Origin of the sequence: Oscillatoria sp. FACHB-1406, from assembly GCF_014698145.1 — a bacterium.
Classification (GTDB): Bacteria; Cyanobacteriota; Cyanobacteriia; order Cyanobacteriales; family Spirulinaceae; genus FACHB-1406.
In genome coordinates this window covers 113,728-131,055 of the sequence record NZ_JACJSM010000014.1, presented here as the reverse complement: position 1 = coordinate 131,055, position 17,328 = coordinate 113,728, and the positions used below count along the sequence as shown (strand labels likewise).

Here is a 17,328-nt window from a genome sequence, read left to right as displayed (position 1 = left end):
TGGAACCACACCGATTCCATCCCGAACTCGGAGGTGAAACGCTGTTGCGGTGAAGATACTCGTCGGGTTGCCGACTGGGACAATAGCTCGGTGCCAGGTTAATAAATTATCCCCATCTCAGAATTGAGGTGGGGATTGTTTTTTGGTATTTAGGCAAGATTGTAGGAAGCGCTGGGCATTTTGGGGTTGCGCCCCCCAATGGAGATGAAGGTAGGAGGCTTGGAGTTGCTGGAGATACCATCCTTCTGGGTAGCAGGTGTCATTTAAACTTTGCAGAGCATAGAGGGGTTTTTTTGGTGCGGTACTGAGTTGGGAATGATGAAATTCATGACCCCATAAGGTTTCTCCGGGTGGGATGATGAGGTTGGGTAGCAGGGCTGTGGCTTGACGATAGCCCAGCGTTAGGCTTCGGCTCATAGTGGCAGTTGTGGGAATCGAACCAACCATTGACCAGGTTTGACCTTCAAGGTCAACAATTTGTTGGCTGAGGTACATTAAGCCGCCACATTCGGCATAGGTTGGCATTCCGGTCTGAATAGCTTGACAAATATCTTTTTTTGTGGATTTATTTACTGAAAGTTCTGGAGCGAAGATTTCGGGAAAGCCGCCGCCGAGGTAAAGTCCTTGAAGATGCTGGGGGAGTTTGGAATCGTGTAAGGGACTCCAGGGAATGAGTTCTGCGCCTAGGTGTTGGAGGAGGTCGAGGTTGTCGGGGTAGTAAAAGTTGAAGGCCCGATCGCGCGCTATCCCAATTCTAATTTTTTCGCGAGTCAGCAGGCCCTCTCCCAAGTGGGGAAATTGTTCGGAGGGGGCAAGTTGGTAAGGGACTTTTAATAAGGGGATGAGTTTTTCCCAATCGAAGCAGTCACGACCTAGAGTGGCTAAGCGATCGCGGATGGTCTGAAAGTTGGTAAGTTCGTCCGTGGGAATCAGCCCTAAATGTCGATCGCGCAAGCTAATATCTGCCTGTCGAGGTAAAATCCCAAAAATTGGTATCTGAAGGGGTTCTAGGGCTTCCTGGATCAGTTTCTGATGACGATCGCTCCCGACTCGATTAAGAACTAAACCTGCGATCTTGAGAGTCGGATCGAGATTGCGATATCCTTGCGCGATCGCTGCAACTGACCCCGATAGGCGACTGCAATCGATAACCAGAAGGATGGGAATATCCAGCAAGCGCGCGATCTGGGCAGTGCTAGCGAGATCGTTAGGGAGATTGCTAGCGCTTAGATCGGGGCGTTCCGGAATAGCGCGCACGCCGTCAAATAAACCCATCACCCCTTCAACCAGAGCAAAATCGACATTTTGGCAATGATATCGAAAACAGTGGCGAACGTACTCCTCAGAAGTGAGAATGGGGTCTAAATTACGACAGGGACGACCCGTCACTTCGGCGTGAAACATGGGGTCGATGTAATCAGGACCGACTTTAAACGATTGTACGGCTTCTTCTTTGCTAGCTAAGTAAGAGAGGAGAGCGAGGGTAACGGTGGTTTTTCCGACTCCGCTGCGTTCTCCTGCGATCGCAAGAACCATAATAAGAACGATGAATTATGAAAATTACGGTTGTTATTGCCGCCACCAGATTTTAACAGTGCGATCGCCGCCACCACTGACTAAAGTTTTACCATCGGGACTAAATGCAACCGCACAGACGCGCCCGCCATGTCCGCTTAACACTGCCGCAACCGTACCGCTTTCCCAATCCCACAGCCGAATTTGACCGTCCCAACTTCCCGAAGCTAAGGTTTTACCATCGGGACTGAAGGCGATGCTACTAACGCGATCGCGGTGTCCGCTTAGCGTTTTCAATTCCTCGCCATTGTGCCAATTCCAGAGGGTAATGCAACCATCAGCGCGTCCCACGGCGATCGCCTTATTATTGGGACTAAAAGCGATCGCCCAAACTTCTGAATCCGCACGCAGCGAACGCAGGAGACGACCGTCCATTTCGCGAATGCGCAGAAACTTTTCCAAGCTGGCACTGGCGAAGACTTTGCCATCAGGACTGACTGCAATCGCGACGACCGCCGACGCATACCCTTTCACCGTGCGAATTTCTCGCCCCGTGCGAGTCTGCCAAATTTTTACGGTGCAATCGCCGCTACCGCTGATTAACTTCTTTTTACTCGGACTAAAGGCTACAGCCAATACCCGTTCCGAATGTCCGCCAAACCAACCGCCACAAGTCCGAATTTCTGCCCCACTACTCACCTTCCAGAGTTTAACATTCTTATCGCCGCTGCTACTCGCAATTAACTTGCTATCCGAACTGACCGCAACGCAATAAATGCGATCGAAATGCCCTTTAAGGGTTTTCAGAACTCGTCCGGTACTCAACTGCCAAAGGACGAGCGTTTGGTCGTAACTGCCCGTAACAAAAAACTTGCCATCTGGACTCATCGAGATCGTGCTGACTGTATGGGAATGCTTCTCAAACGTACCCGCGCATTGCCAAGGCGAAGTCGAAGGTTCTGTCGAAACGGGCGGCGGACTGGCTGCGCGTGCTGTCGAACTCGGCGTTTCCCCCGCCGTTCCTGTTCGTTCTAGCTTTAACTTTGTTGCCTTATTAAAATCTTTTTCCGCTCGAATTCTTTGCCCTATTTTTTCATAAAGAAAACCGCGATAAAGATAGGCATCAATATAATCAGAATCGATCAGAATCGCTTTTGTCAATTCATCAATTGCCTGTTTGTAGTATCCCGATTTCGCACGGGCAACTCCTCGGTGGTAGTACGGTTCGGGACTAACTTTCTTTTTAGCGACTGGCGGTGTAACATCCGCCCAATCCTCGGTCAGAATGTCATAAGCTCGATTGATGCGCTTCAGCGTTTCTTCTGCGGTTCGTCGTTGCGAGTCATCGTGGGGAAAATTGTCGGGATGCCAACGCTTAACCAGTTGACGGTAAGCAACTTTAACTTCTTGGAGGGAGACACCGGGGTGAAGCCCTAACGTCTTGTAACATTCATCGATCGCGTTCATGTAGCAAATAAAATTTGCACCTATTTTCTAGGTTGCCCAAAAGCGAAGCGATGTTTCTTATCCCCGATATACAGGCAGCGTAAAATTAAAACAACTACCCTGTCCGAGAACGCTATCGACCCAAATTTGACCGTGATGGGCGCGTACTACTTTCCGACATAGAGCCAAGCCCAAACCGTATCCCTCGCGACCTTCATCGCGTTTGAGGCGAAAATGACCTTCAAAAATGCGATCGCGTTTTTCTTCAGGAATTCCAGGCCCCGTATCTTCCACGCTTACTTGTACTTTTCCCGAGGTTCGGTGCAAAATTGACAGCGAAATTCGACCGCCTTCTTGAGTATATTTAACCGCATTTTCCAATAAATTAACCAATACTTGGCGAATTAATTCTGCATCCGCATAAACCATCGGCAAATCCTGCGGGATATCGGAAAGCAATCCGAGCGATTTCCCTTCAATCTGCCGCTCAAAGCCCGCCAAAATTTCTTCGCATAAAGGCTTTAATTGCACCGGATAGCAGGCGAGTCGAAGCTGAGAACTCTTGTCCCGCGCTGCTTGCAAAATTTCCGAAATCATCCGGTTCATCGTGCGTAACTGCGCGCGCGCCTGCTTGCACAAATGTTCGACGAGATTGGGCGGCCACTCGGAAGGGTCGCGATTTTGCAACATTTCCAACGTTTCGAGGGCAATCGAAGCAGCAGTTAACGGCGATCGCAAATCGTGAGCGAGCAGAACCAACACCTGGTCTTTAAACTGCAATTGCGCTTGCAAATCTTCGTTTTCTTTTTTTAATTTAAAAATTTCATCGTCGAGGCGAATTCGATCCAAAGCATAACTAATACCGCGATCGACGGGCGATTCGGGTTTGGTTAAATTCACGCGATGGCGTTCGGCATCTTCTTGCCAGCGAGACCAACATTGTTGTAATTGCCCGATGAGATCGCTCCCCGTTAAGGTTTGTCGGGGTTCGGGGTAAATTTTCACTAAGGATGGCGTGGCAATTAAACGAAAATGCTCGACCAAATCGGGCTGCGCGCCCACTTCAATCGTTTGAAATTCAAAGGGGTAATTTGTTTGAAGCTCCTGAAGATAAGTTTTAATCCTCTGAATTTGTTCCTGCGAGCTAGGGCGTTCGTCAACGAACAGCAATAGTTGCAGCGCACTGGAGGAATGATTGATATTTTCCGGATCGACCTGACGGCCCTTGGGTACTAGCACGCTCTTGACACTCCCTTCGGTAGGACCTTTGCAAAATGACTCGAGTCCCGGCATAGCTTCAAGTCTTCTCTCGGTTGCGAGCCGCCTCCGCCTTCTGGGGATTGCGAATGTGGGTTTCCAAACCAGAGAACGCCTTAGAAACGGGCTTCGGGTTTCCTGTGCTTCAGTCCCAGTCACTTTATCTTAATCTTTATTTTATAATTTTATCCCGACCGCGCCAGTCCGTTGTGTGTAGACCGAACCTTTAAAGCGTAAAATCTTAAGATAATCTGAAACCGATGATGCTCCCTCTAGCATTTTCTTCCACCGAATCCTTCCTAGAATAAAGACCTATGGCTCTTGGCTACTTTGCCCTCGTCCTTCACGCTCATCTACCCTTCGTTCGTCACCCCGAAAGCGATTACGTCCTTGAAGAAGAATGGCTGTTCGAGGCTATCACCGAAACTTACATCCCGCTGTTGCACGTTTTTGAGGGGCTGAAGCGAGATGGCATTGATTTCAAGATTACGATGAGCATGACACCGCCGCTGGTGTCAATGTTGCGAGATCCCCTGCTGCAAGATCGCTACGATGCTCATCTCTCCTTGCTTCAGGAACTCGCGGAGAAAGAAATCTCTCACAACGAGCATCACGGTCACATTAAATATTTAGCCGAACATTACACCAAAGAATTTAGTGCGATTCGTCAAACTTGGGAACGCTACGATCGCGATTTAGTTTCTGCTTTTAAACAATTCCTCGATACGAACAACCTCGAAATCATCACTTGCGGTGCGACCCACGGCTATTTACCGTTGATGAAAATGTATCCGCAGGCGGTGTGGGCGCAAATCAAAGTTGCTTGCGAACATTACGAGGAAACTTTCGGCCGTCCGCCCCAAGGCATTTGGCTGCCAGAGTGCGCCTACTACGAAGGAGTAGAGCGGATGCTAGCTGATGCGGGATTGCGCTACTTCCTTATGGACGGACACGGTTTGCTCTACGCTCGTCCCCGTCCGCGCTTTGGCTCTTATGCCCCCATTTTTACAGAAACGGGGGTAGCGGCGTTCGGACGAGATCACGAATCGTCTCAACAAGTCTGGTCTTCAATGGTCGGCTATCCCGGCGATCCCGTCTATCGCGAATTTTATAAGGATTTGGGCTGGGAAGCAGAGTACGAGTACATCAAGCCCTACATTATGCCGAACGGGCAGCGTAAAAATACGGGGATTAAGTATCATAAAATTACCTCGCGGGATGGGGGTTTAAGCGAAAAAGCACTTTACGATCCTTATTGGGCAAGGGAAAAAGCTGCCGAACACGCCGAAAATTTTATGTTCAATCGGGAGCAACAAATCGGTCATTTAGCGGGAATCATGCAGCGCCCGCCGATTGTTGTCTCGCCCTACGATGCTGAATTGTTCGGTCACTGGTGGTACGAAGGTCCGTGGTTTATCGATTATTTATTCCGCAAGTCTTGGTACGATCAAGGAACTTATGAAATGACCCATTTAGCCGATTATTTACGCGGCAATCCCACCCAACAAGTCTGTAAACCTTCGCAGTCGAGTTGGGGCTATAAAGGGTTTCACGAGTATTGGTTAAACGAGACGAATGCTTGGATTTATCCGCATTTACATAAGGCAGCAGAGCGGATGATTGAATTGAGCTATCGCGAAGCGGCAGACGAGTTGGAGGAACGGGCGCTCAATCAAGCAGCGCGGGAGGTGCTATTGGCGCAATCGTCGGACTGGGCGTTTATTATGCGGACGGGGACGATGGTTCCTTATGCGGTACGGCGGACGCGATCGCACCTTTTACGCTTTAATAAAATCTACGAAGATGTCAAGAGCGGTAAAGTAGATTCGGGTTGGTTAGAAAAAGTCGGCATTATCGATAACATCTTCCCTAATATTAACTATCGCGTCTACCGACCGTTGTAATTGAGGATAAAATTCGGCGCGTTATCCAAACCTGAAAATGCGCCGGATTCTTATAGAGGGCGACTTGTTAAGATTACTGACGAACCCAATTTTGATAAACGCTTTCTAACTGACTAACTGCTGAATCCCAACGCAATTTTTGCGCTCGTTCGTAACCCGCTCTGGCGATTTTCAGCCGAAACGCTTCATTCTCTAGCAATTGAGCGATCGCGCTTTCCATTGCCACCGCATCGCTAAAATTACAAATTATCGCGTCTTCCCCCGATTTTAAATCGCCTCCGAATCCCGTCGGCGTTGTCACGGCGGCGCATCCGCACGCCATTGCTTCTGCGGTTGCCATGCCAAACCCTTCATACTGGGAGGGTAAGAAGAATACTTTTGCTTGCGCGAGTCCTTTTGCCATCTCTGCTGTTTCGAGGCGGGGACGAACGACAAGGCGGGGGTGTAATGTTTCCGGAAATGCGCTATAAACGAATTCTGGGGCGATATTTGTACCAAAGAGGTCAAATTTGAGGTCGGGGTAGCGGATCAATAGGTTGCGGGCGACGAGGCAGAGGGTATCGAGGTCTTTTCGTTCCGTCCAGGAACCGAGGTAAGCGACGCGGTGCTGTCGTTGGGGGTTGAAGGGGATATCGAGGAATTCTGGATCTAAACCGGGTTCTATAACGGCGGTGCGGTTGGGGGGGTATAATCCGCGATCGAGAACGTAAGCGCGATCGAGTTCGCAGATGGAAACGAACGCATCGACGCGCTCGAAAGCAATGCGAGAAAAGCGCGCGTGAGTTTGCTCGGCGAAGAGGCTGTAAGCCCGTTCTTTTAAAGTTTTTGGGGGATGGTAAATGCGTTCGCGATCGCGATGCAACAACTCCAAACCATTGGTATGAGCGACTAAAAAAGGACGTTTTTTTTGCTGCGATAATTGCCGCAGCAATAGCCAAAATTCGTCGCCATAGCATTCCATTAAATCGTACTGTTCGAGCGATACATTTTTCTTAATAAACTGCCAAGCGCCCAGCGCCGAACGAAACTTTAAGGCTCTCCGCTGTTGGGGAAAAATTTGATAATCTTTCGGTTCCAAAACATCAACTTCGTGACCTAACTTTCGCAGACCTTCCGACCAGCGTATCACCGTTTTTCCGGAACCCAAGCTTTCATCTAAGGGACAGTTTGTAATGGAAAGAATTTTCATGTTTAACTATACTTTTAAAGTTGCATCGCCAAACCGAGAAGTTTAAGCCTCCATTTGATAATCGCGCTCGACGGTTAACTTTGTAATATCTCCCACAACCTTTTTGCACTGTCCTGCCAAGAATAATTTCCGACCAGCTTCGCACAATCTCGACTTGCACTTTCTACTTCAGCAGGATTTTGCCAAAAGTGGAGGATGCGATCGCGCCATTTTTCCTCATCTTCACTTTTGATGCGATACTGAGCATAAGGTTGCACTTCCTTCATACTTGAATTATCGCCACACAAGCACAGTTTTTCCGCCGCTGCTGCTTCGAGAATTGGCAAGCCAAATCCTTCGCTCAAACTCGGATAAACGGTAAATTCGGCAAGACGATAGAGGATCGCTAAATCGCGATTATCAAGTCCCGGCAGGGCGATGATAGCAGAGCGAACGGCGGGATTTTCGAGTTCTTGACGCATGAGAACGCCGAAAATACTTTGCAATAACTCTGGCGTTAAGCCGACGAATACGCAGCGAAAGGTGGGATCGAGTTTCCAGATTTTACCGCAGATTCGCAGTAACATCGGTACATTTTTCCGACTGCCATAGCCGCCGACATATAGCACAAAACGCGCTGGAATTCCATGAGTTTTTAGGATTTCAGGGGCGCGATTTTGCTCGTACTCTGTTTCCATCCAACTGGGCGTTGCCAGGGGAATTAGCGTTATGCGATCGCGCGAAATCCCTGTTGTTTCGGTAACAAAATCTCTCACAAATTCCGAATAAACCACTAAGCGATTCGCGTGTAAAACTTGCTTTTCCTCCCAGTCTCGAAAGCGCGATCGCAACGGCAGTTTATAGCGCAAGTTCCACCACCAAGGGCGACTGGTATCCAGCACTTCTTCGCGTACCAGGCGATAAATTAAATCTGGAATCAGAACGATATTTTCTTTTAACTTTCCGTAATTGTAGAGGTAAGGGATAAAAAGTCTCGCCGTTAGATTCAGTTCTTTTTGTTTGCGAACCACTGCTTTTGCCCAAGCTAAGCGCTCGATTTGGTCGGGAATTGTTGCGGCGCGCGCTAACCAATGCTGCCAAGACGGATACTGAGATTCGACAGGAATCCAACGAATATCGCTATTCTCTAAACCGTAATTGGTAAGATTAACTTGGGACGGAATGAAGACGGAGATAAATTCACCGTATCCTAGTTCTTGTAACGCCAGCAAAAATTCTGCCGTAACGAGGGCTAAACCCGTGCCGGGATAACTGAGTTGTCTGCCATCAATCGCGATCTGCTTCAAGTCTTTATGATTTTTTTCTGAGGATTTTATACTTAATAAACCATTTTAGATACTGATAGCGCAATGCTAACCTTTTTTTGCCAAAAAACTTTTTATCTTTAGAGCGAACGTACCAATCATTAACGCCAGTACGATGAACGCGCTGATAGTCCCAAGCCTTTAAATAACGAGCGATTTGCCAATCTGCACCGTTGGAGTTATCCTCGACCAAAATCAGTCTGGGTTTGTAGCGATCGAGAGAAAGTCCTTTAAGGGCTGATAATTCTGCCCCTTCCACATCTAATGATAATAGTTCAAAATTGGCGGGAATTTTGTATTGTTCAAAAATTAAATCCAATGTTGTCGCAACAACGCGAACTGCCTTAATTTTACCGCCGTAAGTAGAAACTTTTTCTAAAAATTTGCTATCTTTTTTTGTTGAAGATAAACCATCGAGGTTTTCACTCTTTCCGGTGACTTGATAAAATTCAATCTCGCCGATATTTTCCGGATCGACGACAGCACAATGTACGATAATACTTTGCGATCGCGCTTTAGCTGCGGCTCCAATTAACTCGGGATTGGCTTCTATCAACAACCCTTTCCAGCCCAATTCTTCAAGAAGAGCCGTATTGCTATCTCGCAATCCGTTATTCGCACCGACATCGACATAATACCCCGAATGTGACTTCCCGAAAAACCGGATAATTTCTAAGTCTTCTCCGTATTGGGCGTAACTTTTGGACATGAGCGAATCGTTCTTTTATAATTAACAGATTCGGTAGCGATCGCGCGCTTTTATTGCCAGCTTCAACACTCGCATAGCGCGCAGGATTCCTATGCGCGTACTGATATAATAGCCCGGAATGGTATCGGGCAACAGGACGCGCCGAAATAAAGCAGCGACAGACCAAGCTGTATTTTTTAAAGAGGGTTGAACCCACAAATTATAAACTAAGGTCACGTAAAAGTTACATTCTAGTTCTCGCTGCAACAAGACGCGATCGCGCTCTCGTTCCTCTCGGATACAATAATGCCAGACAAACGTGGCATCGGAATAAGAAATTCGCCAGCCATGCCGCACTAAAACTTGTCCCCAAAGATACCATAAATAACCAAACGGATAGGTATCGTCGTAACGCAAACCACTGTCAAATACGCCGCGCGGATAGGCGGTAGAACCGTCAGCAATTGCAGCACAATCGTCAGTATTTTTTGGCGCGCGTCCTCCCCCTTTTGGGTTAAGTTCTCCGGGACATTGTAAGGGAGCGTCGGGCGGTTCGTTGAAGTTGCGCTCAGTAAATACCCAAATTCGTTGAGGAGCGCTATGAATTTTTTCTAAGACTTTTTCAACGTAATCTGAGGGGTGAATATGGTCGTCGTCGCCCGTGAGAATATGAGTACCACCACAGGATAAACTAACATGATTGCGATTGGCATAAAGACCGCGTTGAGGGCCGCGCAAATATTTACAATTATGGTGTTGGGCGATTGCTTGGTTTTTGGGAACGTACTCGTCGCTAGAGTCATCGGACACGACAATTTCCCACGGTGCAACAGTTTGATTGCGCCAACTTTGCAAGCAGCGTTGCAAGCTTTCCGGGCGGTTGCGAGTGACGAGGGCGATACTCAGTTGGATGGGTTGAGAATTCAAAGTTTAAAACTTGGCAAGAGTGTAATAATTTCAGTTTGACTGATGCGTTGGTCGGGAAATCCGGAGTCCTAACCTTTTGGCTATTTATACTTAAAACTTGGATAATTCTATAACAAATTTGAGAGAAGAACCTTTTCTTATTACTCCCCGTGTAGCGGTTCGTTAAAGGTGTCCTCCTGTCTTTTTAGGGCGATAGTGCTAAGCTAAAAAATACTGAACTTCGTTAACAAGAATTTTTTTGTCTCCTCTCGTTCTGACGTTGAATTGAAATCATCCCTTCACTCCCTTCCCGAATGTCATCTTCTCCCATTCTTTTGTGGTATCGTAATACCTTGCGAATGCGCGATCGCGAACCGTTAGACCTCGCCCTCCGCAGCAAAGCCCCGATTTTCCCGGTTTATTGCTTCGATCCGCGCCAATTTGGGCAAACAGATTGGGGATTCCCGAAAACTGGGGCGTTTCGCGCTCGATTTCTGCTCGAATCTGTCGCTGACTTGCGCGAATCCCTGCAAGCAGTGGGGAGTAATCTCATCGTGCGCTACGGCAAACCGGAAGAGGAAATTCCCCGCCTTGTTCGAGAATACAAGATTTCCTGCGTTTATTGCGATCGCGAAATCACCGCCGAAGAAGTCGCCGTCGAAAGCGCCCTCCAACGACAACTCGCCGCCCTCGGTGTCAAAATGCAGACTTTTTGGGAAGCATCGCTTCTACATCCCGATGACTTACCCTTCTCCCTCGCCGCACTACCCGAACTATTTACCAATTTCCGCAAGCAAGTTGAAAAAAACTTGACAATTCGCGAACCTTATGCAGCGCCAGAGCGAATGCCATCCCTGCCGCCAGAACTCAATCCGGGCGAAATCCCCACGCTAGAGAGCTTTGGACTCGAACCGTCCCCGCACGATAGTCGTGCCGTCTTTCCTTTCTTCGGCGGCGAGACGGCGGGTTGGGCGCGTCTGACTCATTATTTCTGGGACAGCGATTGCCTGCAAACCTACAAAGAAACCCGCAACGGAATGCTTGGAGTCGATTACTCCTCCAAATTCTCGGCGTGGCTGGCGAATGGGAGTTTGTCGCCCCGCTCCATTTACCAGCAAGTGCGCGCTTACGAGCAAGAGCGCGTTAAGAACGATTCCACCTACTGGTTAATCTTTGAACTGCTTTGGCGCGATTATTTTCGCTTCATCTGCGCCAAGCACGGCTCGAAAGTCTTTCATGTAGAGGGACTGCAAGGGCTTACTTTACCCTGGAAAGACGATGCGCGACTGGCACTGCTCTGGAGAGAAGGCAAAACCGGCTATCCCCTCGTTGATGCCAATATGCGCGAACTTGCCGCTACGGGGTTTATGTCCAATCGCGGCAGACAAAACGTTGCCAGTTTCCTAACAAAAAACCTCGGTATCGATTGGCGCATGGGAGCAGAATGGTTTGAATCGCTCCTCATCGACTACGACGTTTGCAGTAACTACGGAAATTGGAACTACGTGGCGGGTGTGGGGAACGATGCGCGCGGTTTTCGTTACTTCAATATCCCCAAACAAAGCCTCGACTACGACCCCCAAGCGCGCTACATTAAGCACTGGCTGCCCGAACTGGCTGCGCTTCCCGCCCATCTCGCGCGAGAACCGTGGAAAATGGATGCGAGCGAGCAACAGCGTTACGGCGTGCGCTTAGGGGTGGATTATCCCCGCCCCGTGGTTGATTTTCAGCGTTCGGTTCGCGAGAACGAACAACGGTATCAGGCGGCAGTTAAAGCAAACTAAGGGCTAACTCTAAAAAGAAGTTTCCCCACAACCGAGGGGAAGTGGGGAAATCGCATTAAAGCCGGATGGCTAAAGCTTACAGGGTTTCCAGCGGTAAGCCGACTTCAGCAGAACTGCGATTCAACATTGCTTGTTGGCGGTTGCGCTGTTCTTGTTGGCGGTTGAGGAACAGGCGACGCGCTTGTTGAGTGATTGGAGTGGGGTTTGTTTCGGCTGCTTCGCCCCGGTTATAGGTAACGCCGCGATAAACTAAGTTGCGCGTCGGTTGTAAGACGGGGGGTTTTTTGAGATTGCGGAATCGCCAATCGCAACCCCGGTATTTGCCGCCTGTTTCTGCTGGTGTCGTTTCTGTTGCCGGAGCAGCTTGCTCGTAGCTGATACCGCGATAAGAAAGTTTCATGATGTCGCCTCCTAATAAGGGTGTATCGGATTATGAGGCGCGTTCCTTCGGGGAGGTTTTCCCTACTTCCGTCTCTTCTGAGTGAAATCTGAAAGAGATGAACGATTTATTTTCTGTATCTATTGTTACAGTTTTAAGTTTAAATGTCAAGCGCCTCGGAAAAATTGTTTTCGGAGGTGAGTCGTCAACGCCTGTTCGGGAGAGGGAGAAATAACGATGGGTTAACGTTGTCAATTGTCCCTTGTCGAATGGCGCTGACTTAAGGCTGGTGGGCGCTGCCCACCCTACGAAATATCAATGCTTTGGGCGATTTTTGAACTCATATTTCCGTGCCATTCGTCCATTGTCCATTCTTCACCCAAGCCCTAAATAGGCGGTGAGGGTGTCGCGCGCAATGCAATCCCAGGTGAATTTTGCGGTAACGTCAACGCATTGTTGGGAAAGCTGGGCGTAGGATATTTCGTTTTGTTGGAGGAGACGAACGATGCGATCGCTAAATCCTTCGATGTCGCCCGCCGCAACTCGCCAGGATTCATCTAAATAACATAACATTTCGCGCGGCCCCGGTACATCATAAACCACAGTCGGAATTCCGCAGGCGAGCTTTTCGAGGACGGCGAAACCGAATCCTTCAATATAGCTGGGAAATGCGCCGACGGTGACATCGCGTAGCAGTTGGGGCAGTTCGCTGCTGTTGTATTGAGGGACGATTTTTACAATATCTTCTTGTCCTTGTAAGTCGGCTAAAACAGCTTTTTCGTGCAAGCTTGTCCCCAGGAAATGGAAACGAACGTTGGGGATTTGTTGGCGAACTCGTTGAATAATTTCTCGCCAATCTCGCGCACCTTTTCGCCCGCTCCAAGTGCCAATAAAGGCAACAGTAGGATGGGTTAATCTGAGGCGAGCGGGGGGGATAATGTTTGCAAACTCAGCTTGGCGCGATCGCGAAATTCCGAAAGGAAAGACTCGCGCTTTTTCTCCCCATCCCATAACATCGCGAACATAAGCCAATTCATCGCGATTGGGCAAGTTAATTAAATCGCAATATTGGAAGCTGCGAGGATAGAGGGGACGTTCTCGATTTCGCTGTCCGGTGAGGAGAATATCTAAAAGTTTGAGTTTCCAGTTTTGGGTAGGAAAGGTTTGGCGTTCTTGTCGAAAATATTCTTCGTAGAAGGCGTGCAATCCGACGGATCTCGCGATTAATAAGCCTTGAAAGCCCAACTCTTTCTTACTAAAAGGGAGATTTCCTTGATGCGCGTCGATGATATCAAACCGATGGGCATTGGCACAGACAAAAGCTTTCGCTTTAACCGAAAAGCTGGGACGAGTCAAGCTAGCAATAAGGGAAGGTTTTGCATGGGGAAACGCATCGTTTATGTCGAACTTTTCGACGTGATGCCCCATTGCTTGGAATTCTTCGGCTAATTCCAACTGCACTCGCGAACCGCCTAAATTGCGATCCCAAGGCATATGCAGCACCATCAGGATTTTTAAGGGTTGATTTTCGATCGAGATTATAGCCAATGGGAGTAACGATGTTTGAATTCAACAAGCTCGCGAGGACTGACAAATAAGTAGTTACCGAAGCGCTCTTTTGGGGTTTCGTCGAGCGCGACTAATTTCGTTTTATATTCGTCGATATACCATCCAGTATAACCCCAAGTTTGTAAAAGTTTTTGGGAGTCGCTGCCTGCGGCTTGTTCGACGATGAGGTAACGAATGCGATGCTGTTGGAAGAGGTCGATCGCACCTTGAAACACTTCCATTTCCGCACATTCTACATCTACTTTTAACAAGTCGCAACTCTTCAGCTTTTGCGCCTGGAAGTAATCGGATAAGGTGACGGTTTCCCGTTCGATAAACGAATATTCTTTCAAAAAATCGCCGTGACAAAGCGTGGAAGCCATGCCGGAATTACGAGCATCTTCCGACAAAAAAAGCTTGCATTTCTCTCCTGTTTTACTGTATAATATCCTTGAATCTATTGACAATATTTTTTCGAGGGAATTGAGTTGCTGAGAATCGAGTAATTTTTGATATAAATTAGGTTGCGGTTCAAAGGCAAAAACGCGACCGCGATCGCCGACACGACTCGCCATCAAAAAAGTATAGCTGCCCATATTTGCCCCAACATCGATACAAGTATCGCCCGCTCGAATCAACTCAGCAGCTAAGCGTGCCGATCGCGGTTCTTGATGCTCGCGAAAAAAGTAGAGCCAGAGTCCTTGATATTCAGCAATATTGACCCAAAACTGGCAACCATCGAGGCGAGTAACGCGCCATTCAGGATGCTCGAAACTAGAAAGATAATGATAAGCGATCGCGCCAAACTTGAGCCGATCCCTTAAAAAAGAATTGGCGCAGAAATCGCACAACAGACGTTCGAGAAACAGATTCGCTCGCACCCACTCGACGATGCGATTGAGGAGGGATTGCTTGAGGTTTGAGAGCGTCATGGGGCGGTATAATGAGGGCGGCAAAACAGCACAGATGCAAAAAATCGACCTTTTGCGGTCACAGGAGAGGATATCCGAGCGGAAAGAGCGCTGTCTTTCTCCCCAGCTTGAAGAACCGATAACTGATAACTGAATAACTGATGACTGAAACTGCTCCTTTCCTATTCGTAACCGATTTAGATAATACCTTAGTCGGCGATCGCGCCGCCTTAGAAACCTTAAACGAACGCTTGAAATGGCATCGCTACAACTACGGCAGCAAAATCGTGTATGCAACGGGGCGATCGCTGCCATTGTACCGGGAACTGGCGCAAGAACAAGCATTACTGCATCCCGATGCCTTAATTGCCTACGTCGGGACGACGATTTACCCCGATCCCGACACCGAAACCGCCGATCCCGAATGGTCCCAACATCTTTCCCAGGGATGGGAAGGCGCTAAAATCACCGCGATCGCGTCCAACTACGAACAATTGAATCCCCAGCCCGACTCCGAACAAGGCGCGTTCAAATCCAGCTATTTCCTCACCCTAGAAGACGCAGAAACAGTCCTTCCCGCCTTAAAGTCTCGCTTCGCCGCCCAAGAATTAGAAGTCCAGATTATTTACAGCGGCGGGCGCGATCTCGATATTCTGCCCGCGAAAGGAAATAAAGGCTACGCCGTGCAATACCTGCGGCAAAAATGGGGATTTTACCGCTATAACACCGTCGTTTGCGGCGATTCTGGCAACGATATCTCCCTGTTTAGTACCGAAGGCGTGCGGGGCGTTCTCGTCGGCAATGCCATGCCAGAATTGCAGCAGTGGTATCGCGAGAATGCTAATGACAACCATTACTTGGCGCGATCGCGTTGCGCGGGTGGTATCCTAGAAGGCTTGCAGCATTTCGGCTTTCTGCCATGATTAGCTACCTCAAAGGGCAGGCGATTGAAGTTATTAAAGGACTCAACAATCGCATCACCTTAATTCTCGAAGTCAACGGGATAGGCTACGACATACAAATCCCCTCTCGCTTCGCCAGACAACTCGCCCCCAACACCGAACTGCAAGTTTTTACCCACTTGCAAGTCCGCGAAGAACAGCCGACATTATACGGATTTACCAGTGCCGCCGAACGGGACTTATTTCGCCAACTGATTAGCGTCAGCGGGATTGGCGCGCAAATGGCGATCGCATTAATCGATACATTAGGCATTGAAACGTTAGTCCAAGCGATTGTCACCGGCAATGTTAAAACCCTTTCTAAAACGCCCGGAGTCGGGCAGAAAACCGCAGAACGCATCGCCCTAGAATTAAAAACAAAAATGTCGCAATGGCGGCAAGTTTCTGGCGTTCGCGCCGATGCTGCGGCGGCCCCCTCCCTAGCAATTTTAGAAGATGTCGAAATGACGTTAATGGCGCTGGGCTACGAGAATCAAGAAATCGAACAAGCACTGTCGGCGCTGGGGAAAGATGAATTATTGCTCAAAAATCCGGCAGCCGAAGAATGGATTCGGCGCGCGATCGAATGGTTGAGTCAGTAGCAGAGTGAAGCGCGATCGCGATTCTGCGATCGCGCGTTCTGACACAACCAGCCAACTGGGATAAATACCGAGAAAACTGGGTGATGGGGAGTAGTCCCAGAGGAGAGAATTAAAGCTATAATCGCTTCGAGGAATTAGAGAAGCCGCCGATCGCTGCTTACCCCGAACGATTCGCTCGAAAAGAAGGTAGAGTAGCGAGAATAGAAAAGTAATTTTTCAATGTCAGAACCATCCGAACTCCCCCGACAGAAAGTTCAACGCTTAGCCGCCGAAGCGATCGCGCGTTCCGATCCCTCCGGTTGGTTTGAAGTGATGTACGCCGAAGCAGAAGGCGATCCCCAGCAAGTCCCGTGGGCGCGCCTCACGCCCCATCCCACCTTGCAAGAATGGCTGGAGGCAACAAATCTCAGCGGTGCGGGAAAATCCGCCCTCGTCATTGGTTGCGGGCTGGGTGATGATGCCGAAGCGCTTTCCAAGCTTGGTTTTGCGGTGACTGCCTTCGATATTTCGCCCAGCGCGATCGCGTGGTGCAAGCAGCGTTTTCCCCACTCCAAGGTTCACTACATCGTCGCCGATCTCTTTAAGCCCGATCCCGCCTGGAATCAAGCCTTCGATCTGGTGGTTGAAATTCGCAACCTGCAAGCGTTGCCGATCGCGGTTCGCTCCCAGGCGCTTGCCGAAATTGCCTCGGCTGTTGATGCGGGCGGAACGCTCTTTCTCGTCACCCGCTTTCGCGATACCGAAGCCGCACCCGAAGGGCCGCCCTGGCCGCTCTCAGAAAACGAAATCGCTCAATTTCAGCAACTCGGCTTGACAGAAATTGAAAGACGTGCATTCGATGAAGGTACGCCCGATCCGATTCCCCACTTGCAAATCCTGTTTCGCCAACTGGATTTTAATCGCGTTTGGCTGACCCAAACCATAGAAACGCGACAAGGTGGAGATTGGGATTAA

General features: G+C 49.0%; 15 protein-coding genes and 1 riboswitch. Of the genes, 5 read left to right on the top strand and 10 right to left on the bottom strand.

Annotated elements, in window-relative coordinates; all coding sequences use genetic code 11:
• Positions 1-117 precede the first annotated feature (117 nt).
• The 3 genes from H6G50_RS14985 to H6G50_RS14975 are packed head-to-tail and all read right to left on the bottom strand — an operon-like array spanning position 118 to position 4,200.
• Positions 118-1,536 (bottom strand): cobyrinate a,c-diamide synthase, encoded by a 1,419-nt coding sequence (locus H6G50_RS14985; protein WP_190717631.1) that lies wholly within the window; start codon positions 1,534-1,536, stop codon positions 118-120.
• Positions 1,537-1,569: 33 nt separating this feature from the next.
• Entirely contained in the window at positions 1,570-2,982 is a 1,413-nt protein-coding gene (locus H6G50_RS14980; RefSeq protein ID WP_190717629.1) for a DnaJ domain-containing protein, read from the bottom strand.
• Between the two features lie 57 nt (positions 2,983-3,039).
• A complete protein-coding gene (locus tag H6G50_RS14975; RefSeq protein WP_347239941.1) occupies positions 3,040-4,200 on the bottom strand; it encodes a histidine kinase in 1,161 nt (386 codons plus the stop codon).
• 332 nt (positions 4,201-4,532) lie between these two features.
• On the opposite strand from H6G50_RS14975, the gene H6G50_RS14970 reads away from it, so the two are divergent.
• Entirely contained in the window at positions 4,533-6,122 is a 1,590-nt protein-coding gene (locus H6G50_RS14970; protein ID WP_190717625.1) for a glycoside hydrolase family 57 protein, read from the top strand.
• 73 nt (positions 6,123-6,195) lie between these two features.
• Here H6G50_RS14970 and H6G50_RS14965 read toward each other — a convergent pair whose 3' ends face one another.
• From H6G50_RS14965 to H6G50_RS14950, 4 genes are all read right to left on the bottom strand, one after another.
• On the bottom strand, positions 6,196-7,311 hold the full coding sequence (locus H6G50_RS14965) for a glycosyltransferase family 4 protein (protein WP_190717623.1): 1,116 nt from the start codon (positions 7,309-7,311) through the stop codon (positions 6,196-6,198).
• Positions 7,312-7,385: 74 nt separating this feature from the next.
• A complete protein-coding gene (locus H6G50_RS14960; protein ID WP_190717621.1) occupies positions 7,386-8,597 on the bottom strand; it encodes a glycosyltransferase family 1 protein in 1,212 nt (403 codons plus the stop codon).
• Positions 8,598-8,601: 4 nt separating this feature from the next.
• On the bottom strand, positions 8,602-9,324 hold the full coding sequence (locus H6G50_RS14955) for an FkbM family methyltransferase (protein ID WP_190717619.1): 723 nt from the start codon (positions 9,322-9,324) through the stop codon (positions 8,602-8,604).
• Positions 9,325-9,345: 21 nt separating this feature from the next.
• On the bottom strand, positions 9,346-10,230 hold the full coding sequence (locus H6G50_RS14950) for a glycosyltransferase family 2 protein (RefSeq protein WP_190717617.1): 885 nt from the start codon (positions 10,228-10,230) through the stop codon (positions 9,346-9,348).
• A 293-nt stretch (positions 10,231-10,523) separates the two neighbouring features.
• Here H6G50_RS14950 and H6G50_RS14945 point away from each other — a divergent pair, with 293 nt between their 5' ends.
• Entirely contained in the window at positions 10,524-11,993 is a 1,470-nt protein-coding gene (locus tag H6G50_RS14945; protein ID WP_190717615.1) for a DASH family cryptochrome, read from the top strand.
• Between the two features lie 76 nt (positions 11,994-12,069).
• Here H6G50_RS14945 and H6G50_RS14940 read toward each other — a convergent pair whose 3' ends face one another.
• The 3 genes from H6G50_RS14940 to H6G50_RS14930 all read right to left on the bottom strand — a co-directional run bounded on the left by H6G50_RS14940 (position 12,070) and on the right by H6G50_RS14930 (position 14,852).
• A complete protein-coding gene (locus H6G50_RS14940; protein WP_190717613.1) occupies positions 12,070-12,393 on the bottom strand; it encodes a DUF4278 domain-containing protein in 324 nt (107 codons plus the stop codon).
• A gap of 36 nt (positions 12,394-12,429) precedes the next feature.
• A riboswitch (Glutamine riboswitch) is annotated at positions 12,430-12,499 on the bottom strand.
• A gap of 248 nt (positions 12,500-12,747) precedes the next feature.
• Positions 12,748-13,920, bottom strand: a complete 1,173-nt coding sequence (locus tag H6G50_RS14935; protein ID WP_190717611.1) for a glycosyltransferase — start codon at positions 13,918-13,920, stop codon at positions 12,748-12,750.
• A complete protein-coding gene (locus tag H6G50_RS14930; RefSeq protein ID WP_190717609.1) occupies positions 13,911-14,852 on the bottom strand; it encodes an FkbM family methyltransferase in 942 nt (313 codons plus the stop codon). Before H6G50_RS14930 ends, H6G50_RS14935 begins: the two co-directional genes overlap by 10 nt.
• Before the next feature lie 140 nt (positions 14,853-14,992).
• On the opposite strand from H6G50_RS14930, the gene H6G50_RS14925 reads away from it, so the two are divergent.
• The 3 genes from H6G50_RS14925 (at position 14,993) to H6G50_RS14915 (ending at position 17,328) form a co-directional block, all read left to right on the top strand.
• On the top strand, positions 14,993-15,754 hold the full coding sequence (locus H6G50_RS14925) for a sucrose-phosphate phosphatase (protein ID WP_190717607.1): 762 nt from the start codon (positions 14,993-14,995) through the stop codon (positions 15,752-15,754).
• Positions 15,751-16,374 carry a Holliday junction branch migration protein RuvA gene (gene ruvA / locus H6G50_RS14920; RefSeq protein ID WP_190717605.1) on the top strand — a complete coding sequence of 208 codons (624 nt, stop codon included), beginning with the start codon at positions 15,751-15,753 and terminating at the stop codon, positions 16,372-16,374. The genes H6G50_RS14925 and ruvA overlap by 4 nt, the downstream gene beginning before the upstream one ends.
• Before the next feature lie 219 nt (positions 16,375-16,593).
• Positions 16,594-17,328: a class I SAM-dependent methyltransferase gene (locus H6G50_RS14915; protein ID WP_190717603.1), complete on the top strand. Its 735-nt coding sequence runs from the start codon at positions 16,594-16,596 to the stop codon at positions 17,326-17,328.